This window comes from Aeromonas sp. Y311-2, from assembly GCF_027706025.1.
GTDB classification, from domain to species: Bacteria; Pseudomonadota; Gammaproteobacteria; order Enterobacterales; family Aeromonadaceae; genus Aeromonas; species Aeromonas veronii.
This window is the reverse complement of sequence record NZ_JAPDCL010000006.1, coordinates 102,829-121,937: the sequence shown is the minus strand read 5'-3', so window position 1 is coordinate 121,937 and position 19,109 is coordinate 102,829. Positions and strand designations below refer to the sequence as shown.

General features: G+C 59.1%; 23 protein-coding genes. 11 read left to right on the top strand and 12 right to left on the bottom strand.

The genetic code is table 11. The annotated features are described in order from the left end of the window. Positions 1–6 precede the first annotated feature (6 nt). The 10 genes from OKC42_RS08110 (at position 7) to npr (ending at position 6,823) form a co-directional block, all read left to right on the top strand. Positions 7–1,002, top strand: a complete 996-nt coding sequence (locus tag OKC42_RS08110) for a KpsF/GutQ family sugar-phosphate isomerase (RefSeq protein WP_058057518.1) — start codon at positions 7–9, stop codon at positions 1,000–1,002. Next, a complete protein-coding gene (gene kdsC / locus OKC42_RS08105; protein WP_108542371.1) occupies positions 1,002–1,556 on the top strand; it encodes a 3-deoxy-manno-octulosonate-8-phosphatase KdsC in 555 nt (184 codons plus the stop codon). Before OKC42_RS08110 ends, kdsC begins: the two co-directional genes overlap by 1 nt. Further along, on the top strand, positions 1,553–2,113 hold the full coding sequence (gene lptC / locus OKC42_RS08100) for an LPS export ABC transporter periplasmic protein LptC (RefSeq protein WP_270819428.1): 561 nt from the start codon (positions 1,553–1,555) through the stop codon (positions 2,111–2,113). Before kdsC ends, lptC begins: the two co-directional genes overlap by 4 nt. After that, positions 2,100–2,627 (top strand): lipopolysaccharide transport periplasmic protein LptA, encoded by a 528-nt coding sequence (gene lptA / locus OKC42_RS08095; protein ID WP_040068817.1) that lies wholly within the window; start codon positions 2,100–2,102, stop codon positions 2,625–2,627. The genes lptC and lptA overlap by 14 nt, the downstream gene beginning before the upstream one ends. A 3-nt stretch (positions 2,628–2,630) precedes the next feature. Beyond that, positions 2,631–3,356, top strand: coding sequence for an LPS export ABC transporter ATP-binding protein (lptB, locus tag OKC42_RS08090; protein ID WP_005336333.1), 726 nt, complete (start codon positions 2,631–2,633; stop codon positions 3,354–3,356). A 65-nt stretch (positions 3,357–3,421) separates the two neighbouring features. Further along, positions 3,422–4,861 (top strand): RNA polymerase factor sigma-54, encoded by a 1,440-nt coding sequence (locus tag OKC42_RS08085; RefSeq protein ID WP_005336331.1) that lies wholly within the window; start codon positions 3,422–3,424, stop codon positions 4,859–4,861. 20 nt (positions 4,862–4,881) lie between these two features. Continuing rightward, a complete protein-coding gene (gene hpf / locus OKC42_RS08080; RefSeq protein WP_005336323.1) occupies positions 4,882–5,169 on the top strand; it encodes a ribosome hibernation promoting factor in 288 nt (95 codons plus the stop codon). 2 nt (positions 5,170–5,171) lie between these two features. Continuing rightward, the gene (ptsN, locus tag OKC42_RS08075) at positions 5,172–5,618 is read left to right on the top strand and encodes a PTS IIA-like nitrogen regulatory protein PtsN (RefSeq protein ID WP_005336322.1); all 447 of its coding nucleotides are present in this window, start codon (positions 5,172–5,174) and stop codon (positions 5,616–5,618) included. Between the two features lie 45 nt (positions 5,619–5,663). Continuing rightward, a complete protein-coding gene (rapZ, locus tag OKC42_RS08070; RefSeq protein ID WP_088868292.1) occupies positions 5,664–6,530 on the top strand; it encodes an RNase adapter RapZ in 867 nt (288 codons plus the stop codon). A 20-nt stretch (positions 6,531–6,550) separates the two neighbouring features. Beyond that, entirely contained in the window at positions 6,551–6,823 is a 273-nt protein-coding gene (npr, locus tag OKC42_RS08065) for a PTS phosphocarrier protein NPr (protein ID WP_005336318.1), read from the top strand. 17 nt (positions 6,824–6,840) lie between these two features. On the opposite strand, the gene OKC42_RS08060 is transcribed toward npr, so the two are convergent. The 12 genes from OKC42_RS08060 to OKC42_RS08005 form a co-directional block, all read right to left on the bottom strand. Beyond that, positions 6,841–8,745, bottom strand: a complete 1,905-nt coding sequence (locus OKC42_RS08060) for a BglG family transcription antiterminator (protein ID WP_270819426.1) — start codon at positions 8,743–8,745, stop codon at positions 6,841–6,843. Between the two features lie 107 nt (positions 8,746–8,852). After that, complete coding sequence (gene dagF, locus OKC42_RS08055; RefSeq protein ID WP_270819425.1) at positions 8,853–9,593, bottom strand: 2-dehydro-3-deoxy-phosphogluconate aldolase; 741 nt, start codon at positions 9,591–9,593, stop codon at positions 8,853–8,855. Continuing rightward, a complete protein-coding gene (locus OKC42_RS08050) occupies positions 9,593–10,708 on the bottom strand; it encodes a DgaE family pyridoxal phosphate-dependent ammonia lyase (RefSeq protein WP_270819424.1) in 1,116 nt (371 codons plus the stop codon). The genes dagF and OKC42_RS08050 overlap by 1 nt, the downstream gene beginning before the upstream one ends. Next, positions 10,692–11,831: an amidohydrolase/deacetylase family metallohydrolase gene (locus tag OKC42_RS08045; protein WP_270819423.1), complete on the bottom strand. Its 1,140-nt coding sequence runs from the start codon at positions 11,829–11,831 to the stop codon at positions 10,692–10,694. The genes OKC42_RS08050 and OKC42_RS08045 overlap by 17 nt, the downstream gene beginning before the upstream one ends. A 42-nt stretch (positions 11,832–11,873) precedes the next feature. Beyond that, positions 11,874–12,524 (bottom strand): DUF4310 family protein, encoded by a 651-nt coding sequence (locus OKC42_RS08040; RefSeq protein WP_005355144.1) that lies wholly within the window; start codon positions 12,522–12,524, stop codon positions 11,874–11,876. Between the two features lie 11 nt (positions 12,525–12,535). Continuing rightward, on the bottom strand, positions 12,536–13,312 hold the full coding sequence (locus OKC42_RS08035) for a DUF4311 domain-containing protein (protein WP_005355143.1): 777 nt from the start codon (positions 13,310–13,312) through the stop codon (positions 12,536–12,538). A 39-nt stretch (positions 13,313–13,351) separates the two neighbouring features. After that, entirely contained in the window at positions 13,352–13,648 is a 297-nt protein-coding gene (locus OKC42_RS08030; RefSeq protein WP_270819422.1) for a DUF4312 family protein, read from the bottom strand. Continuing rightward, a complete protein-coding gene (locus OKC42_RS08025; RefSeq protein WP_005355141.1) occupies positions 13,648–14,013 on the bottom strand; it encodes an SFCGS family glycine-rich protein in 366 nt (121 codons plus the stop codon). The genes OKC42_RS08030 and OKC42_RS08025 overlap by 1 nt, the downstream gene beginning before the upstream one ends. 17 nt (positions 14,014–14,030) lie before the next feature. Further along, the gene (locus tag OKC42_RS08020; RefSeq protein WP_005355140.1) at positions 14,031–14,390 is read right to left on the bottom strand and encodes a transcriptional regulator; all 360 of its coding nucleotides are present in this window, start codon (positions 14,388–14,390) and stop codon (positions 14,031–14,033) included. Between the two features lie 313 nt (positions 14,391–14,703). Beyond that, positions 14,704–15,828: an outer membrane-stress sensor serine endopeptidase DegS gene (gene degS / locus OKC42_RS08015; protein WP_005336297.1), complete on the bottom strand. Its 1,125-nt coding sequence runs from the start codon at positions 15,826–15,828 to the stop codon at positions 14,704–14,706. A gap of 109 nt (positions 15,829–15,937) precedes the next feature. Continuing rightward, positions 15,938–17,299, bottom strand: a complete 1,362-nt coding sequence (locus tag OKC42_RS08010) for a Do family serine endopeptidase (protein ID WP_005336295.1) — start codon at positions 17,297–17,299, stop codon at positions 15,938–15,940. Positions 17,300–17,380: 81 nt separating this feature from the next. Then, positions 17,381–17,761, bottom strand: a complete 381-nt coding sequence (locus OKC42_RS08005) for a YhcB family protein (RefSeq protein WP_005355138.1) — start codon at positions 17,759–17,761, stop codon at positions 17,381–17,383. A gap of 140 nt (positions 17,762–17,901) precedes the next feature. On the opposite strand from OKC42_RS08005, the gene zapE reads away from it, so the two are divergent. Continuing rightward, a complete protein-coding gene (zapE, locus tag OKC42_RS08000; protein WP_270819421.1) occupies positions 17,902–18,996 on the top strand; it encodes a cell division protein ZapE in 1,095 nt (364 codons plus the stop codon). Positions 18,997–19,109 lie beyond the last annotated feature (113 nt).

Below are 19,109 nucleotides of genomic sequence, written 5' to 3'. Positions count from 1 at the left end.
GTCTTTATGTCTGTAAAGCCTGAGAAAGTGTCTGAACTGTTCGATTTTCGTCGCAGTGCCCGCGCGGTGCTGGACACAGAAAAGCAAGCCATTGATGGACTCTATCAGTATCTGAATGACGCCTTCGACAAGGCGTGCGAAATGGTACTGCGCTGCGGTGGCAAGATAGTGGTCACCGGCATGGGCAAATCGGGCCATATCGGCAGCAAGATCGCCGCCACCCTCGCCAGCACCGGCACACCGGCCTTCTTCCTTCATCCGGGAGAAGCGAGTCACGGTGATCTGGGGATGATCTCCAGCGGCGACCTTATCATCGCCATCTCCAACTCCGGCGAGAGTGACGAAATCCTGGCCCTGCTGCCGGTACTCAAGCGCCGCGGCATTCCGCTCATCTGCATGACCGGCAATCCCGCCTCCACCATGGCCAAAGAGGCCAACGTGCATCTGTGCATCAAGGTAGAGAAAGAGGCCTGCCCGCTGGGTCTGGCACCCACTTCCAGCACCACGGCAACCTTAGTCATGGGCGATGCCCTGGCAGTGGCTCTGCTGGAAGCGCGCGGTTTTACCGCCGATGACTTCGCCCTCTCTCACCCGGGCGGTTCCCTTGGCAAGCGTCTGTTGCTGCGGGTCGGCGATCTGATGCACAGCGGTGAGCTGTTGCCCCGGGTGGGGATAGATGCCACCATCAGCCAGGCGCTGCTGGAAGTGAGCCGCAAGGGGCTTGGTATGACGGCGGTGGTCGATGGCAATGGCCTGCTGGCCGGGCTCTTTACCGACGGCGACCTGCGCCGCATTCTCGACCAGCAGATCGATATCCATCACACCCCCATCAGCCGTGTGATGACGGCCAACTGTGTTACCGTAGGTCCAGAGATGATGGCTGCGGAAGCCGTCAAGCTGATGGAAACGAGAAAAATCAACGGATTACTGGTCGTGGATGAAGAGAAACGCCCGCTCGGCGCCTTCAACATGCACGACCTGCTGAAAGCCGGAGTAATTTGATGCAAAACGTACCGACCCTCTATGGTCCGGTGACGCGCAGCCAGTTCGACAAGGCGGCGCAAATCCGCCTGCTGGTGTGCGATGTGGACGGGGTGCTCTCCAACGGCCTCATCTACATGGGAAACAACGGCGAAGAGCTGAAAACCTTCTGTACCCGCGATGGTGCGGGCATGCGAGCGCTGCTCAATGCCGGGATCGAGATCGCCATCATCACAGGGCGCAACTCCCGTATCGTCAGCGATCGGATGAAAAGCCTGGGTGTGGCTCATGTGGTGCAGGGGGCTGATAAAAAGCTGCCTCACTTCGAAGCGCTGCTGGCCAAGCTGGGGCTGAGCCCGGAGCAGGCTGCCTATATGGGCGATGACACCATCGATCTGCCGGTGATGGCCGCCTGCGGCTTGGGTATCGCGGTGGCCGATGCCCATCCGCTGGTGCTGAGCCGTGCCGATATGGTGACCCGGCTTGGCGGTGGCATGGGCGCGGTGCGTGAGGTGTGTGACCTCATTTTGCAGGCGCAGGGCCATGACGATTATCAGCCCGAGGCCTCGGTATGAGCAGACAGACCCTGTTGTTTGCCCTGCTGTTTCTGGTTGCACTGGTTGCCTGGCAGCTGGGCAAGGTTGAGCTGGTGCCTGAGAGCGCCGTCAAAATCGAAAACTATCAGCCGGATTTTGTCGCCAAAGATCTGGTGACCACCCGTTTTGATATCAACGGCAAGCGCACCGAGCGGCTGGAGTCGACCTACGCCGAGTATTATCAAATCCTCGAGCAGGCCACCTTCGACAAGCCGGTGGTCTACATGTATGACGCTCAGGGTGCTGCCGAGTGGAAGGTGACCGCCGAAACCGGCGTGCTCAACACCGGCGACAACGTCATCCTGCGGGACAAGGTGCATCTGGATGGTCTGCTGCCCACCTCCTTTATCTCCACACTGGATACCCCTTATATGGAGCTGGATCTGGTGACACAGGATGTGCGCAGCAACCGGGAAGTGAACATTCTGGGTCGGGATTTCCAGACCCAAGGGGTTGGCCTCAAGGGCCATCTGGACCGCAAATATTTTGAGTTACTGGATCAAGGCCATGCCATCTATTTCAATGAAAAACGCTAATCTGGCCCTCGCAGCCCTGTTGTTGTGTGGTGCGGTGACCGCCAAAGAGTCCGACTTTGCCGAGAAGGTCTACGTCGATGCCGTCAAACAGGTGGCCGAGATGCAGGACAACCGCATCACCTTCGAAGAGGATGTGACCATCAATCAGGGCACCATCCGGATCAAAGCTGACAAGGTGGTAGTGACCCGTTCCGGCGAGAAAGGGGCCGAGGTGATGACTGCCTACGGCAAGCCCGCCACCTTCTTCCAGATCCTGGATAACGGCAAGCCGGTCAATGCCCACGGCAACACTATCCGCTACGAGCTGAAGAACCGGCTGGTGACCATCACCGGCAACGGTCAGCTCAAGCAGGAAGATAGCCAGGTCAATGGCGATCTGATCCGCTACGACATCGTCAAACAGAAGATGATTGCCGAGAGCAAGAGCCCGAGCCAGCGGGTCAAAACCGTGTTCCTGCCGGATCAGGTAGAGAATTTCGACAAGCCCGCCGACCAGAAGAAGCAGGGAAAATAAGCCATGGCAGTGTTAAAAGCAGTGGGCCTGCAGAAGAGCTACAAGCGCCGCATGGTGGTGAGTGACGTCAGTCTTGAAGTAGGCACCGGCCAGATTGTCGGCCTGCTCGGCCCCAACGGGGCGGGCAAGACCACCTCCTTCTACATGATCGTGGGGCTGGTGCAGCGCGATGCCGGTCTCATCACCATCGACGATCAGGACATCAGCCTGCAGCCCATGCATGTGCGGGCGCGCAATGGCATCGGTTACCTGCCGCAGGAGGCCTCCATCTTCCGTCGCCTGTCGGTGTTCGACAACCTGATGGGCGTGATGCAGACCCGCAAGGGGTTGAGTCGTGAGGAGCGTGAGGACAAGGTTCAGCAACTGCTGGAAGAGTTCAATATCACCCACATTCGCGACAACCTGGGTCAGAGCCTCTCCGGCGGTGAACGCCGTCGGGTCGAGATCGCCCGTGCGCTGGCGGCCGAGCCGCGTTTTATTCTGCTGGATGAACCCTTTGCAGGGGTTGACCCGATTTCTGTGATAGACATCAAGAAGATCATTCAGCATCTGAAAGATAGAGGCCTTGGCGTCTTGATTACCGACCACAACGTCAGAGAGACTCTGGACGTATGTGAGAAGGCCTATATCGTCAGCCACGGCAAGATGATTGCCGAAGGTGCACCGGCTGACATCCTTGCCGATGAGCAGGTCAAGCGCGTCTATTTGGGCGATCAATTCAGTCTATAGTAAGGGGGCATGCCTTCATTTCCTTTGACGAGTGCCTCGCTGAACATAAGGATATCCCGACGTAGATGAAGCCGACATTACAGTTGCGTCTCGGTCAGTCCCTGACCATGACGCCGCAATTACAACAAGCGATTCGTCTGCTCCAGCTCTCCACTCTGGAACTTCAGCAGGAAATTCAGCAAGCGCTCGAAAACAACCCTCTGCTGGAGCAGGAAGAGAGCGAGGCGCAAGAGACCAGTCCGGAAGCGCCGGTCGATGCCAGCCAGCTGGATTCCAGCGATGCCATGGCTCAGGAGCAGATGCCGGACGAGTTACCGGTGGATACCACCTGGGACGAGGTTTACTCTGCCGGCACTGCCCAAAGTGCGGGCCCCATCCACGATGGGGAAGATAGCGTCTATCAGGGTGAAACTACCGAAAACCTGCAGGATTATCTGCTGTGGCAGATGCGGCTCACACCTTTCAGCGATGTGGATGCCGCCATCGCGCTCGCCATCATCGATGCCATCGACGAATCCGGTTATCTGACCGTTGCGCTGGAGGATATTCAGGCTGCCGTCACCAGCGATGACGTAGAGGTGGAACTCGATGAGGTCGAGGCGGTACTCAAGCGGGTGCAGCACTTCGATCCGGTCGGCATTGCTGCACGTTCTGTGCAGGAGTGTTTGCTGATCCAGCTGGATCAGTATGACCCGCAGACCCCCTGGCTCAACGAGGCCAAGGAGGTGATCCTCGAGCACATGGAGCTGCTCGGCAACCGGGATTACCGCACCCTCGCCCGCAAGACAAAACTCAAAGAGAGCGACCTCAAGGAGGTGCTGGATCTGATCCAGCTGCTGGAGCCGCGTCCCGGTAACGGCATCATCCAGAGCGATTCCCAGTACGTGATCCCCGACGTCTCCGTGGTCAAGAAGGGCAGCAAGTGGGTGGTCGAGCTCAATCCCGACTCCGCCCCCCGCATCCGGGTCAACGAGACCTATGCCGCCATGGCACGTAACGCCCGCAGCAGCACCGACACCCAGTTTATTCGCTCCCATTTGCAGGAAGCCAAGTGGTTCATCAAGAGCCTGGAAAGTCGCAATGACACCCTGCTGAAAGTGGCCAGTTGCATTGTCGAGCAGCAACAGGGCTTTTTCGAGTATGGTGAAGAGGCGATGAAGCCGATGGTGCTCAATGACATCGCCGAAGCGGTAGAGATGCATGAGTCGACCATCTCCCGGGTGACGACCCAGAAGTACATGCATACCCCCCGTGGTATCTTCGAATTGAAGTTTTTTTTCTCCAGCCATGTGAACACCGAAGGAGGAGGAGAGTGCTCATCGACCGCAATTCGCGCGCTCATCAAGAAGCTGGTCACGGCAGAGAATCCTGCCAAGCCGTTAAGTGATAGCAAGATCGCGGATTTGCTGGCCGAACAGGGTATTATGGTGGCGAGACGCACGATCGCTAAGTATCGCGAATCCTTGTTTATCCCACCTTCCAATCAGCGCAAACGCCTGGTTTAGGCAAACAAAAGGATGATGTTATGCAAATTAACCTGACCGGACACCATGTCGAGATCACCGAAGCTCTACGTGATTATGTGAATAACAAATTTGCCAAACTCGAGCGTCACTTCGACCACATCAACAATGTTCATGTGGTGCTTAGCGTGGAAAAACTGAACCAGATAGCGGAAGCCAAATTGCACGTCAGCGGTGGCGAAGTGTTTGCCAACTCTGAACATGCCGATATGTATGCTGCGATAGACACCTTGCTCGACAAGCTGGACAGGCAGATCATCAAGCACAAAGATAAGTTAAATAAAAAATAACCATGCAACTTGAACACATACTGAGTCGGGACTGCACCAAGAGTGCAGTCCCTTGTACCAGCAAGAAACGCGCCCTCGAAATCATCAGCGAGCTGGCCGCCGAACGCCTTGGCACCTCCCGTCAGGCGCTGTTTGAATGCTTGCTGGCCCGCGAAAAAATGGGTAGTACCGGGATCGGTGCCGGTATTGCGATCCCCCACGGTCGCATTGACGATGAATTCCCGCCAACCGCGATCCTGATGACCTTTGCCGACCCTATTCCTTTCGACTCCATCGACAATCAACCGGTTGACCTGCTGTTTGCCTTGCTGGTGCCGGAAAGCGAGTGCAAGCAGCATCTCAAGACCCTTTCTCTGATGGCTTCCAAGCTGGGTGACAAGGCGGTTTGTCGCCAGTTGCGTCAGGCAACCAGCGACGAAGAGCTCTATCAGATCATGACCTCGGCCTGACAGCAGGCCAAGGATGAGACACCCGTTTTGGCGTGAGGGAACAAGATGCAGTTAATCGTGGTAAGTGGACGTTCGGGCTCCGGTAAAACGGTAGCCCTGCGAGTGCTGGAAGATCTGGGTTACTACTGTGTGGACAACCTGCCGGTCAATCTGCTGCCCCAGCTTATTGTCTCGGTGGAGAGCCAGTACGACAAGCTGGCGGTCAGCATCGATGTGCGCAACCTGCCGAGCGATCCTGAGAAACTGGAAAATCTGCTGGCACAGGTGCGCAATGAGGGGCGGGTAGAGTTCTCCAGCTTCTTCTTCGACGCCGACAACGGCACCCTGCTCAAGCGCTATGGCGAGAGCCGCCGTTTGCACCCCCTCTCACGCAACAAGCTGTCGCTGGATGAGGCGATTCGGGAGGAGACCCACCTGCTGGCGCCCATCTCCTCGACCGCTGACCTGCGCATCGACACCACCTCCCTCAGCATTCACGACCTGAGCGAGCTCATCAAGACCCGGGTACTCGGCAAGAAAGAGAACGAGCTGGTGCTGGTGTTCGAGTCGTTCGGCTTCAAGTACGGCATTCCCAAGGATGCCGACTTCGTGTTCGATGCCCGCTTCCTGCCTAACCCGCACTGGATCCCCGAGCTCAAGCCGTTCACCGGCAAGGATGAGCCGGTTGCCAACTACCTCTCGGCGCAGGCCGATGTGATGCTGTTTACCCAGCAGATCGAAAACATGCTGGTGACATGGTTGCCCCATCTGGAGCGTAACAATCGCAGCTACCTCACGGTCGGCATCGGTTGCACCGGCGGTCAGCACCGCTCGGTCTTTATTGCAGAGCGGCTTGCGAGTGCATTCCGTTTGCTTGGCAAGAACGTGCAGATCCGCCACCGCACTCTCGACAAGAGTGCCCCCCAATCCTGACGGACCAATAGGACGACCCGATGACTGTTTCCGCCTCGGTTGAAGTGAAAAACAAGCTGGGTATTCATGCCAGACCAGCCATGATGCTGTTCGAGCTGGTGCAGGGTTTCGATGCCCACGTGCTGCTGCGCAATGAAGATGGTGTGGAGGCCGATGCTGACAGTATCATCGGCCTGCTGATGCTGGATTCCGCGCAAGGGCGGCAGGTGGAAGTACAGGTTGAGGGTCCCGAAGAGGTCGAGGCCCTGGCCGCCGTGGTGGAGCTGTTCACCTCCGGCTTCAATGAGGAGTAGTCACTCCTCGTTTTATGTTATGAACCGGTACGCGCCAGCGCTTTGAAGCTGGCAAAATCGCGACAAGCCAGCAAATTCCTGCTGGCTTTTTCGTTCATCAGTGCCAGAAACAGGTCGTAGAGACCCATCGCCTCCTCGTAGTCGGCCTTGCTGATGGCCAGCACGAAGATGAGCGTCGCGATTTCTCCGTTGCCCCAGTCGATCCCCTGCGGGGCCTGTACGGTGTAAACCAGAGTGCGGCGCGCCAGCAGACCGAGGGAGTGGGGCAGGGCGATCCCTTCTCCCAGCATGGTGGATACGATCCGCTCCCGCTCCTGCAGTGAGGCTCTGAAGCCGCTCTCCACCAGATCTTCCGCCTCCAGCTGATCACAGATACGGGCAAACAGTTCGGCCTGGGTAAGGGGTTCTTTGACCACCATGAAGTGGTCGGCATCGAAATATTTGTCGAGCATGTAGGGGCGGGTGCGGTCGATCAGCACCAGCTTGCCAAGCTGCTCCAGCTGGTATTGGGTCGGGAAGGGGGCAACGAGTACCACGGGGGCGTTTTTTTCGTTCACCTTGACGGTACTGATGACAAAGTCCTGCGCGATCTGCGCCAGTCCTTCGTAATCCCGCACCGATTCAAGCGTGGTCAGCTGCAACTGGGGATACTCCCGCTTGATACGTGCTTCCAGCACCCGGAAGGTGGCGTTGCCCGCATCGCAAAGCAATAGCGCCTGCGGGCGGCGGGTATAGCCGATATCGTAATGGCGCTCCAGCCCGACCCCGATATGGATCACCAGATAGCCGATCTCGTGGTGGGTCAGTCGGTAGGGGGTCTGCTTGATCCACTCCGAAATGGCCGCCAGCGTGATGTCGTAGGCGAGGGGGTAGTACTGCTTGATGTGATCGGCCAGCGGGTTGTGGTTGCCAATCTGGTATTTGACCCGTAGCAGCATGGCGCTGATATGGGTTTGCAGGTCGGCTCGCAGCTGTTGGTCGCCTCGTAGGTCGTAAGGGTAGTGTTGATGAATGTAGGTCAGCAGATGCTCCACCAGCTGTTCGCTCTCGGCGGCCATCGCCGGGCTGAGCTGGGGAGTATCGGCAATCAGGCGCGCCTGGATCTGGATGGCGAGACCGGCGATCTCGTCCTCTACGGGGGGCGTCAGGGTTGGCAATACCGCATATATATCGCGAGATACTGCCAGCAGCGGCAGAGTCAGATCCTCGCTGGCGAAGTGGCGCAACTCGTGACCGGATGCCTGACGCAGCAGGGCAACGGCGCAGTAGATGGTGAGCTGCTGCAGGCTCTCGTCAGCGAGACGCAGCTGATGTCGGGCAAGCTGGGCATGGATGTGATTGCCCACTACCTCCATCGTCTTGCTGGGGCAAAGGTTGGGCAACAGGGTTTGCAACTGGTTGTTGTGCAGCAACTCCTGATAGAGCAGTTGGGTCAGACAGGCTCGGATCGCCGTCTCCTCCCCCTGAATGCGCATCCCCAGGCGGGGTTTGCTCTCGACGCTGAGCCTGAAGTGGCTGAGTTGCTCACGGACTTCCGCCATATCCCCTTGCAGTGCCGCCCGGCTCAGATACCAGGTATCAGCCAGCTCATCGAGCTTGATCCCCTGCTCTGCCGTCAATAGCAGGATCTGAAGGTGCAGCACCCGCTCCCGGCTGGTGCGTGGCAGGCCGCTATCCTGACCCTGGGCCGCCAGCAGAGCCTCGAACAGTCCCTGATTGTAGATTTTCAGCTGGTAGCCGCTGCCACGCTGGTGGATCAGGTGAGCGCCGTGGGTGGCAATCAGTTCGTTGAGGGTCGCCACATCGGTGCGCACCGTGCGGGTGGAGACATTGAGGCGGCGAGCCAGCTCCTCCTGTGGCAGCGGTTCGGCGTGGAGCTGGATCAGCAGTTGATGGAGCCTGGGGTGTGGCAGCTTGATCATAGGGGGTATGCAAGACTCCTGTTGCGAGATAAAGGGTCGATGTTAACAAGTGGGTCATCAACAAGCCAGGCACCGGTCAGTGATTAAACCGGCGCCCGTGACTGCCATCAGTCCAACAGTCGTTTCACTATGGCCAGCAGAGTGCGAACATCCTCGGGGCGAGTGTGCCCGCTCGCGCTGTCGATGATGGAGCTGTAGACGTGGGGGATCACCTTCTCGACCCCGGCATCCAGCGCGATTCGTACAATCTCTTCAAAGTTGTCCAGATCGATACCGCCGGTGGGCTCCAGCCAGAAGCCGTGGCGGGCACAAGCCTCGGCCACCGCCTGATACTCGTCGCGGCAGGCCAGCCCGCCCATGGGGAAGAACTTGACCGAGCTGCCGCCCATGTCCTTGAGCAAGGCAATGGCGGTATCGATGGGGACGATGCCATCCGACTGCCCGGCGCTGAGTGGACCGGTGGAGATCTTCACCATGCCCGGCCTGCCGGTAGGGGAGATCAACCCATTCACCAGCGTTTGTGATTGGCCGAGCAGCGCCCGGCTGGCGCCGACACCGGTGAACACCTGATTGACGTGCTGGGGCTGCAGCTGGCAGGCCAGTTCGGCCACCATGGCGGATTGACGCGGATCACCGGCCCCCAGACCGACGGAGAGGGCGTTATCGATAAGCTTGGCGTATTCCTTCATATCGGCAACTGCGGAGGGAATATCCGGGTAGTTTTTGGAGAGCACGCCGACCAGCACGTGGCCTTCGGCTGCGTCGTACACCTCGACGGCATTCTCCTTGGAACCTGCCAGCACGTTGAGACAGACCCGATCACGGTAGTAGTTGGGGGTAAGGGACATCAGCGATTCTCCTGAACGAGGTTGGCAATGGCGGAGTGGATTTGGTCGAGCTGGGGCACGGTGACGCTGCGCACATCGATCTCGATGTGCCCCTCGTTGGCCTTGTAGCCGCGGCAGTAGATGGCAGGCGTGCCCTGTTGCAGACGGCTGACGACCTGCACTGTGGTCATGCAGATCTTTTGGTGGTCAAAAGCGATATCGGTGCGGGCGATGTCGCGTCCTGCGCTGTCCCATGCCACCTTGGCGGTGACGCCGGGCAGCTGGTTGAGGCGCTCGATGAAGGGGCCCATCTTGGCGACCATGGCGGCGCCGCTCTCTTTCTCTTTGGCCAGATAGCGCTCGATGGCGTGGGTCAGGCCTAGGATACCCTCCTTGCCCACCTTCATGGCGCGACCGATGCCATTGGCCTGCTGTTTGACCCACTCCACGTACTGACGCTTGCCGAGCACCAGCCCGCTGGTGGGCCCTTCAATGGCCTTGGCACCGCTGTAGATGACCAAGTCCGCACCCTGGTTGTAGTAGAGGCGCAGATCCTCTTCGGCAGCCGCATCGACGATGAGCGGGAGCCCGTGGGTCTTGGCGACCTCGGCGGCCTCTGCCACCGACAGAATGCTCTTCTGTACGCAGTGGTGGGATTTGATGTAGAGGATGGCAGCTGTGTTGGCATTGATGGCAGCGGCCAGCTGGGAAGGGGAGCACTCGTTGGCGTAACCGGCTTCCACTACTTTGCCGCCACCCAGATTGACCATGGTACCGACCGGGGCGCCGAAGTTGACGTTATGCCCCTTGGGCAGCACGATTTCACTCGGCACCTCATGGTGATTGGCATGCAGGTGCTCAAGACGATAGGGATCGCCACGCACTATCATGGCGGCGACTGACTGGGCGATGCCAGCGCTGGCACAGGAGACCACCACAGCATCTTCCACATCCAGTAAACCAGCCAGATAGGCGCCGGTCTTGTTGACCAGATCCTTGACCTCGAAGTAGTGGCCCAGGCCAAAATTGACCGCATCGACCACCTCCTGCTCGGGGGTGGAGACGCCGAGAATGGTCATGCGCCCGGAGGCGTTGATCACAGGTTTGAGCTGATATTTCTCATAAACAGAAGGCATGGTGTGATTTCCCATAGTGAGTCAGAACCAGTTCGCCACCGACCAGGGCGGCGAGAGGCTGCAGTTGTTGGTCACCGCTGCGGGACTGGGCTTCGGTATCCATAAACAGGGTCGGGCCGCTGGTGACCTCGAACAGGGTCAGATCGGCATCGGCTCCCACCTCGAGCCGCCCCTTGCCGGAAAGGCGCAGGGCATCAGCGGCCTGATGGGTGACGCAGGCGAGCACCTGTTCCAGCATCATGCCGATGGCGAGAAACTTCGACATCACGTGAGCCAGACTGTAGACCGGCCCCTTGATGCGGTTCTTGCAGTAGATGTCGGAGCTGATGGTGCGGGGCAGGATCCCCTGTCGGATAGCCAGCTCCGCCACCTCGAAGCTGAAGCTGGCGCCGCCGTGGCCGATGTCGAGCAACAGGCCCCGTTTCATCGCCTCGCGCACCGCGACCCGCAGCTCGCCAGCCGGAGTCAGGATGCGGTTCGGTTTGCCGTTGAAGCAGTGGGTCAGCAGATCGCCATCCCCCAGCAGGGCGACGATCTCGTCCAGATCCGGCGGTGTGTTACCCACGTGCACCATCAGCGGTAGCTGGCCGTGGGTCTGTTGCAGCGCCTTGGCCATGCGCAGCGGTTGTAGACCGTTTTCTCCGACCACGCTGCCGCTCATCCGCGCCTTGATGCCGACAATAAAGTCGGGGTGGCGGCGAATGGCTGCCGAGGCGAGATCCATATCGAGGTCCCGGCTATCCGCCAGCTCGTTCTGGCGCAGCAGACCGATGCGGGAGATGTTGAGCAGGGCATGCACCCGGGTCTTGCAGCCCGCAGCGATCTGCTGGAAGTCATCCACATCGTCGGCACCGGTACTGCCGGCGTCGATGACGGTGGTGACGCCGGACTCTACGCCCACCTTGTCCGGCTCATCGTGATAGATGGGGGAGGCGGGGTAGCAGTGGGTGTGGCCATCGATCCAGCCAGCGCTCACATGCACCCGGCCGCTGAGATCCAGTGTCTGCCGCGCCGTTGCCATCTCCGGCAGGGAGCCGATGGCGGCGATTTTGCCCTCCCTGATGGCGATATCGACGAGCTGGCCATCTCCCTGGCGCCCCGCTTTGATGATGATGTCGTACATGCAGATGACCTCTGGCGAGCCGCCCCGCAGGGCGGCTGGTACTTACACAAGGGCGACCGGGAAGAAGGTGCCCAGCAGCATGGCTCCCAGGATGGCACCGCCGGTGATGGGCTTGCCCCACACGTAGAAAAGCAGTGCACCCAGCAGGGAACCGATACCGATGGGGATGGAAGCGCCCATGGCGGAGAGGATGATGAGGGGGCCGAGGAAGCGGCCAGAGCTGTTGCCTGCGCCCATCATCACGTCAGCACCGTAAGTGGAGTTGCTCTGGTTGATGGTGAACTTGCGCGCCAGAATGATGACGTAGCCGATGGCCAGACCAATCCCCATGCCGGTTGCCAGCGAGGCGCCGAAGTTTTCCACCGGATAGACGATGCCGGCTCCCAGCAGCAGGGCTGGCACTCCGAGGCCGACCCCGGTCTGGATGGCACCGCCGATATCCAGGATCCCCACCAGGGATCCCTCAATGATGCGGGCGAACAGGAAGCTGGCACCGAAAGCGGCTACTGCACCGTAGGCACCCGTGTCCATTCCGGCTTTCAGCATGGCGACGAAGGCTACCTCGTTGAAGGCACCGACCCCGTACAGATAGAACATGTGGGTACCGGCAAAGACCCCGGCCGAGAGCAGACCGACGAAGATGGGGAATGACCAGTCGGCATACCAGAAGTTGTTTTTCAATTTCTCATCCATGGTGTGACCCCTTATTTGCCGCTCAGCAGGTTATGGACACTTTCCAGCCACAGGGGGACTCCCATATGGAAGGATTCAATCAGTTTCATGTCGAAGCCGCGGAAGAAGCCGCTCAGCACGAACAGCAGCACGATGGCCGCCATCATCACCTTGGTGACATGGTTCCAGCCGCTCTCTTCCACACCCTTGCCGATCAGGATGCCGAGTACCAGACCCGGTACCGCGTTGCCCATGATGAGCTGGGCCAGACCGCCGAAGATGGTGGCCCAGAAACCGGATTTCTTGCCCGCTTCGATGGCGGCCAGCCAGAAGATCACCGGCATGACGGTATTGACCAGCAGGTTGGCGGCCGGTACCAGCACCTTGACCGCAGTGACCTGCAGGGCGGCTGGGACGGCAGCTGCCGTGCTGTTGAGGAAGGCGACCACGATGGCACCTATGATGCCGCCAGCGATGGCCATCTTTTTCGGGTCGTGCAGAGTGGTGGCAAGATCCCGATTTTTGAACAGCAGTGCCGCCGTGGCCCAGTGCGGGATGATGCGGTGATCCACATCCTGGGTGAAGGCGCCTGCCGCCACGGTCGAGGCCCAGGCGTTGAAGAAGAAGCCCAGACCAAACGAGAAGTGAGAAGCGGGATCCCCCTCGCAGGAGTTAAGTTCGCCCAGGGTGCGGAAGGCACCCATGCCCTGTACGGTCGGGGCGTGGAACATCCGCGCCGCGCCGGCCCCCACCCCGACGCCAACCAGGCCGCCAATGATGAGTGACTTGATAAAAATGATTAGAAACATCCAACGTATCCTTCTTGTGGGGTTGTGCCTGCGCAGGCATCACACCTGGGTGAATGTCACCTTGGCGACATCCAGACAGGTGACCTGAACCTTGATCTCCAGCTGGACGCGGTATTCGCAGCGCTGGCGCGGCAGGAAGAAGAACAGGAACTTCTCCACCCGGACCGACTCCTCGGCTTTGAGCACCTGTACATCGACCGGCTCAATACGCAGCAGTACCTGCTGGTTGTCCTTGAGCAGTGTGGGTTGCACCTGGCTGAGGGCGGAGGCAAACGCCTGCTGGCGTGTCGTCCCCTTGCCGTTGACGATGACCTGGGTGGTGAAGTTCTCTTTCATCAGGCGCGTCCGTGCTTCTTGGCGAAGGCTTCGACCAGCTTCTGGCCCAGCTCTTCCTTGTCCATGAAACCGAAGCCCAGCACCACGCACCCTTCGTTGATGGCGGTGACGCCCTCTTCAACAGAGCGCATGCCGTAGCGGCACTTGTAGCCGTATTTGGTCTGGGCGGTGATCGCCCCGGCGCCGCCGCTGCCGCAGAAGGAGATGCCGAGATCCGCCTGCTCCTTGTTCATCACGTCGCCGAGCTTCATGTCAGCGGCCATGCCGGGGATGATGGTCACGTTGGCCCCGGCAGCTTCCGCGCCTGCGCCCACTTTCTGACCCTTGCCGAGACGGTCTCCAATCACGAGTTTGATGGCTGTCATATCGATTTCTCCTTGAGTTACGGGTTCTGCACCGAGCTGAGTTCGTTTTCTTTGGCGACTTCAAAATGGACGGACAAGAGGTGTGCCTCCTCATAAGCAAGCTGGTCCAGCCAGCTGACGACCTGTTCGGCGAGACGCAGTGAGAGGGGGGAGATCTCTTCAAACAGGCTGAGGTCAACCTCCGGCAGGGGCTCGCCACTGTGGGAGCGCCACACCATGGCTTTGACATGGGAGGCCAGCATCTGCCGTTGCACCTCGTTGGGGATGATGCCCTGTTCGGCCAGCAGGGGATAAATGCGCGCGAGGATATGATCGGTCTGGCGCAGCAACTCCGGGCTGTTCGGGGTCAGGGTCTGGTCGTGAGTCTCTGTTTGCAATGTCTGCTCTCCAAGGCTGGCAGAAGGTATGGCGTTACCCTAAGCCTGCGCGTCGATGTGGAGGAGGCAGTGTTTTTCCGATTCGAAGCGGAAATTCCTGAGGAAATGGCCCCGAAGTGAGCGTTTGGATACTAAAAAGACAAAAAGAGTGCTTATTGGGACCGGTTTTGTGTGATCGGTAGCGCACAAATCGGGGGGCGGGGGCAGGGCAAGCGTTGCGGGAAACTGTGAGTCATCTCACGGTAGAGACGTTGCCGAGAGGGCAGATATGGAAAAGGGCGGTTTCCCGCCCTTCTCATAACAAGGAGTGACGCTAGCTGGCCGATGCTGCGCTCGAGCTGGCCGTTCTCTGCTGATAGCGCAGGTCTTCCTCTATGGTGACCACCACTTCCAGCGGCTTGCCGGAGCGGAATACCGAGATGGTCAGCTTGGTGCCGGGGCGGCTCTCGACAATCTTGTCCATGGCGCTGCGTACGCCACTGATGGCCTCTCCGTTGATCTTGAGCAGCACATCCCCTCGCTGCAGGCCGCCTTTGGCCGCCGGTCCGTTGGGATCCAGACTCTCCACCACCAGACCACGCAGGTCGCCGAGGTTCATCATCCGCGCGACTATGGGGTTGATCTCGACACTGGAGATCCCGAGGTAGCCGCGGATCACCCGGCCGTTGGCGATCAGCTCATCCATGATCCGTTTGGCCAGCCGGTAGGGGATGGCGAAGCTGATGCCGTAGCTCTCCTGATTGCCGTTGAGGTGATAGGTGGCGGTGTTGATACCCACCAGATCGCCACGGCCGTTGACCAGCGCGCCGCCCGAGTTGCCCTCGTTGATGGCGGCATCGGTCTGCAGCAGATCCTGACGGCCATTGCTGTCGGGCCCCATGCTGGAGAGGCCGGTACGGCCGGTGGCACTGATGATGCCCTGGGTGATGGTCTGGCCGACGTTGTAGGGGTTGCCGATGGCTAGCACCACATCCCCCACTTCTGGCAGTCGCTCGGGATCCTGCGGGATCACCGGCAGGTTGTCTGACTCGATATAGAGCACGGCGAGGTCGGTGAGCTGATCGGTACCGACCAGCTCGGCACTGAAGACCCGGCCATCCTGCAACGCGACGATGATCTGGTCGGCATCGGCGATGACGTGGTAGTTGGTCAGTACATAGCCGCGCTGATTCATGATGACGCCAGAACCCAGCCCTTGCGGGCGAAGTTCCCCCTGATTGCCCTGATTGGGGGCAAAGCTGCGGGTGTAGATGTTGACGACGGCAGGGCCTGCCCGATGGGCGGCATAGGAGAAACTGAGTTCACGGGCATTGGTGATGATGCCGGGCAGTTGGGCACCACCGCGAAAATGGGGAAACAGCAGCAACAGCAGCGCCGCGACGGTCAATCCAAAACCGACAGACTTGCCCAAGTAACTGACTAAAGGGGGGATTTTCATGTCATTCTCATCCGTACAGGCTGCGCGCAGAGAATAACACTATCGATGGATAAAAATCACCCGCGGTGAAGGCCGCGGGTGATAGAGGGGTTGGCGAACAACTTGAGCGTTAGCGGATCACCAGATAGAGCGAGGAGTCGCCGCGCTGGATGTTGAGCGCCAGCACGTCAGGCTTGTTCTTGAGTGCCTTGGTCAGCTCGCCCAGGGTGTTGATGCGCAGGCGGTTGACCCCGATGATGATGTCACCCTTCTGCAGGCCGGAAGCGGCTGCCGGAGAGCGAGGATCAATATCGGCCACCGCGACACCGGAGACCGGGTCGGTAGTGGTGCTCAGCTTGGCCCCTTCCAGTGCCGGATGCAGCGCGCTGGCGCGTACTTCGCTGTCATCGGCCTGCTTCAGGGTCACTTTGGCAGTTTGTGACTTGCCATCGCGGATCAGCCCCAGTTCGACCTGCTTGCCAGCGCCCATGGTGGCAATCTTGGCGCGCAGCTCGCCGAAGGAGCGAACCGGTTTGCCATCGATGCTGACGATGATATCGCCGGCCTTGATGCCCGCCTTGTCGGCCGCCGAATCAGGCATGACCTGATTGACGAAGGCACCATCCTTCTTGTTGTAACCGAAGGTCTTGGCGATGTCGGAGGTGAGCTCGGTGCCGGTAATACCCAGCTGGCCGCGACGCACTTCACCGTACTTGACGATCTGCTCGGTCAGATCCCGCACCATGTTGGAGGGGATGGCAAAGCCGATGCCGATGTTGCCGCCGTTCGGGCCCAGAATCGCGGTGTTGATACCGATCAGCTCGCCACGTAGGTTGAGCAGGGCGCCGCCGGAGTTACCGGAGTTGATGGCCGCATCGGTCTGGATGAAGTTCTCCAGATTCTCGATGTTGAGGCCGCTGCGACCCAGCGCACTGACGATACCGGAGGTGACGGTCTGGCCCAGACCAAACGGGTTGCCGATGGCCAGCGCATAGTCACCCACCCGCAGCTCGTCGGAGTCGGCGAACTTGATCTGTACCAGATCCTCGGCCTTGATTTGCAGCAGGGCGATGTCGGACTGCTTGTCTTCACCAATCTTCTTGGCCGCGTACTCACGACCATCCTTCAGATTGACCTTGATCTCGTCCGCCTCGTGCACCACGTGGGCGTTGGTGATCACGTAACCCTTCTTGGCATCGACGATGACACCGGAGCCGAGCGCCTGGAACGGCTGCTCGCTCACCTGTTCATCGGGCATGTTGGGGCCGAAGAAGAACTTGAACTGTTCCGGCAGACGCTGACGGGTAATTTTTTTGCCAGAAACCGAGATATTGACCACCGCCGGTGTGACCTGTTCGAGAACAGGCGCCAGGCTTGGCATCTCCTGATTTGAACCTAACAGGGAAGGCAGTGCAGCCTGAGCAGGGGCCGCAGACATGGCGATACCGACACTGAGGGCTAGCACACTGAGCATGGAAAGAGGTTTACGCATATGAAAAACAGCTCCCAGAAAAAGTTGCATTGCAATCGTCAAGGTCAGACCACGGGACTGGCCAATTAGTTCCGCGAGGAACTAGTTTGGTTGCTTGAGCAGCCCGGAAGAGGCGCCAGCATAGTCGCGAGGCGGAACGCCCGGCTCTTCTGCCACATTGGCAGGGGCTTCTTCTACCAATGACTCGCGGAACAGCGGTTCCTGCGCCTTGGCCAGGAATTTGCTCTGCTCGGCCATGTGGCGATAGAGGGTCTGATACTGCTCGGCCAGTTGCTCCATCAGGGCGGCGCTGTCGGCGAAGTGGGTGTTGATCTGGCCCTGATAACTCTCGAGCTCCTTGTGGGCCTTCTTCAGTTCCTGTTCCAGACGGCCAGCATCGCGGCTACGTACCGAAAAACGGCCGAGAACGACACCGATAATCAAGGCCGCGACAGCCAGCAGGATCCCAGTTAACAGACTCATAGATGCTCCTTGTTACAGCTAAAACAGAGTGGGTTTATGCGGTCGTCATAACCGCTATGCCTTGATGGCACTATACCGTGCGTCCTGAGGCCGTGATACCATTTTGTCCTCGATTCAGGGACTTGGAGAGGCGCTCAAGGATGACACCGCAGCAAAAATACCAGCAGGATCTGCTGCGCCCCGGCTTTGTGGCCGACCCCGCACAGGGGATGGCCATTAGCAGGCTGGAGCGACTGTATCAGGATTTGCTACGGCGCCCGACTCCGACCAGATCTCGAGGGCTGCTGGGGTGGCTACAAAAGCCCAAGTCGCCGGAGCCCGTCCTCGGTATCTATATGTGGGGCGGAGTGGGCCGAGGCAAGACCTGGCTGATGGATACTTTTTTCGACAGCCTGCCGGGGACGCGCAAGATGCGCAGCCATTTCCACCGCTTCATGCACCGCATTCACGATGAACTGCAGGGGCTGAGCGGGCAATCCGATCCCCTCAAGCTGGTGGCCAGCAAGCTTGCCAGCGAGACAGACATCATCTGTTTCGACGAATTTTTTGTCTCCGACATCACCGATGCCATGTTGCTGGGCACGCTGTTTCAGGAGCTGTTTGGTCACGGTGTTGTGCTGGTCGCCACTTCAAATATTCCGCCGCAGGATCTTTATCGCAACGGGCTGCAGCGAGCCCGTTTTCTGCCAGCTATCGAGCTGATCGAGCGTCATTGCGAGGTACTTAACGTAGATGGCGGTATCGACTATCGCCTGCGTACGCTGGAACAAGCGGAGATTTATCACTGCCCGCTGGACTTGCAGGCAAAAGCCAATCTTGACCACTATTTTCAGCAATTAACCGGTGGGCACACGGCTTGCGAGGGGGCGTTCGAGGTCAATCATCGTCAGCTGAGGTCGCTCGGGATGGGGGAAGGGGTGCTCTATATGGAATTTGAGCAACTTTGTTGTACTCCCCGCTCCCAGAACGACTATATCGAGCTGGCCAGGCTGTTCCATACCGTTCTGCTGGCCAATGTGCAACCAATGGGCACAGGCACAGATGACGCGGCTCGCCGCTTCATTGCCATGGTTGATGAGTTCTACGAACGGCACGTCAAGCTCATCATGTCGGCAGCTGTTCCCATGGCAGAACTCTACGGCGAAGGGCTGCTGAATTTCGAATTCCAACGCTGTCTTTCACGGCTTCAGGAAATGCAATCGCACGAATACCTTGCCAGAGTGCACCTTCCTTAGTCACAATACCGCGCCTGCCAGTCGGATGGGCATCTGCGGCAGGTAGGGCCGGGCGACATTTGCTGGTTTCATGGCAGTGAAATTAGCAGGTGATATTTAAGGCAACTTCACTT

Bases quoted from the DNA above. Each gene is read 5' to 3' on its own strand.
- rapZ (WP_088868292.1), top strand. From the start codon at position 5,664: ATGCAGTTAATCGTGGTAAGTGGACGTTCGGGCTCCGGTAAAACGGTA.
- OKC42_RS08060 (WP_270819426.1), bottom strand. From the start codon at position 8,745: ATGATCAAGCTGCCACACCCCAGGCTCCATCAACTGCTGATCCAGCTC.
- OKC42_RS08010 (WP_005336295.1), bottom strand. From the start codon at position 17,299: ATGCGTAAACCTCTTTCCATGCTCAGTGTGCTAGCCCTCAGTGTCGGT.
- dagF (WP_270819425.1), bottom strand. From the start codon at position 9,593: ATGTCCCTTACCCCCAACTACTACCGTGATCGGGTCTGTCTCAACGTG.
- OKC42_RS08040 (WP_005355144.1), bottom strand. From the start codon at position 12,524: ATGGATGAGAAATTGAAAAACAACTTCTGGTATGCCGACTGGTCATTC.
- lptB (WP_005336333.1), top strand. From the start codon at position 2,631: ATGGCAGTGTTAAAAGCAGTGGGCCTGCAGAAGAGCTACAAGCGCCGC.
- hpf (WP_005336323.1), top strand. From the start codon at position 4,882: ATGCAAATTAACCTGACCGGACACCATGTCGAGATCACCGAAGCTCTA.
- ptsN (WP_005336322.1), top strand. From the start codon at position 5,172: ATGCAACTTGAACACATACTGAGTCGGGACTGCACCAAGAGTGCAGTC.
- lptC (WP_270819428.1), top strand. From the start codon at position 1,553: ATGAGCAGACAGACCCTGTTGTTTGCCCTGCTGTTTCTGGTTGCACTG.
- lptA (WP_040068817.1), top strand. From the start codon at position 2,100: ATGAAAAACGCTAATCTGGCCCTCGCAGCCCTGTTGTTGTGTGGTGCG.
- OKC42_RS08045 (WP_270819423.1), bottom strand. From the start codon at position 11,831: ATGTACGACATCATCATCAAAGCGGGGCGCCAGGGAGATGGCCAGCTC.
- OKC42_RS08030 (WP_270819422.1), bottom strand. From the start codon at position 13,648: ATGAAAGAGAACTTCACCACCCAGGTCATCGTCAACGGCAAGGGGACG.
- OKC42_RS08025 (WP_005355141.1), bottom strand. From the start codon at position 14,013: ATGACAGCCATCAAACTCGTGATTGGAGACCGTCTCGGCAAGGGTCAG.
- npr (WP_005336318.1), top strand. From the start codon at position 6,551: ATGACTGTTTCCGCCTCGGTTGAAGTGAAAAACAAGCTGGGTATTCAT.
- OKC42_RS08110 (WP_058057518.1), top strand. From the start codon at position 7: ATGTCTGTAAAGCCTGAGAAAGTGTCTGAACTGTTCGATTTTCGTCGC.
- kdsC (WP_108542371.1), top strand. From the start codon at position 1,002: ATGCAAAACGTACCGACCCTCTATGGTCCGGTGACGCGCAGCCAGTTC.
- OKC42_RS08005 (WP_005355138.1), bottom strand. From the start codon at position 17,761: ATGAGTCTGTTAACTGGGATCCTGCTGGCTGTCGCGGCCTTGATTATC.
- degS (WP_005336297.1), bottom strand. From the start codon at position 15,828: ATGAAAATCCCCCCTTTAGTCAGTTACTTGGGCAAGTCTGTCGGTTTT.
- zapE (WP_270819421.1), top strand. From the start codon at position 17,902: ATGACACCGCAGCAAAAATACCAGCAGGATCTGCTGCGCCCCGGCTTT.
- OKC42_RS08085 (WP_005336331.1), top strand. From the start codon at position 3,422: ATGAAGCCGACATTACAGTTGCGTCTCGGTCAGTCCCTGACCATGACG.
- OKC42_RS08035 (WP_005355143.1), bottom strand. From the start codon at position 13,312: ATGTTTCTAATCATTTTTATCAAGTCACTCATCATTGGCGGCCTGGTT.
- OKC42_RS08050 (WP_270819424.1), bottom strand. From the start codon at position 10,708: ATGCCTTCTGTTTATGAGAAATATCAGCTCAAACCTGTGATCAACGCC.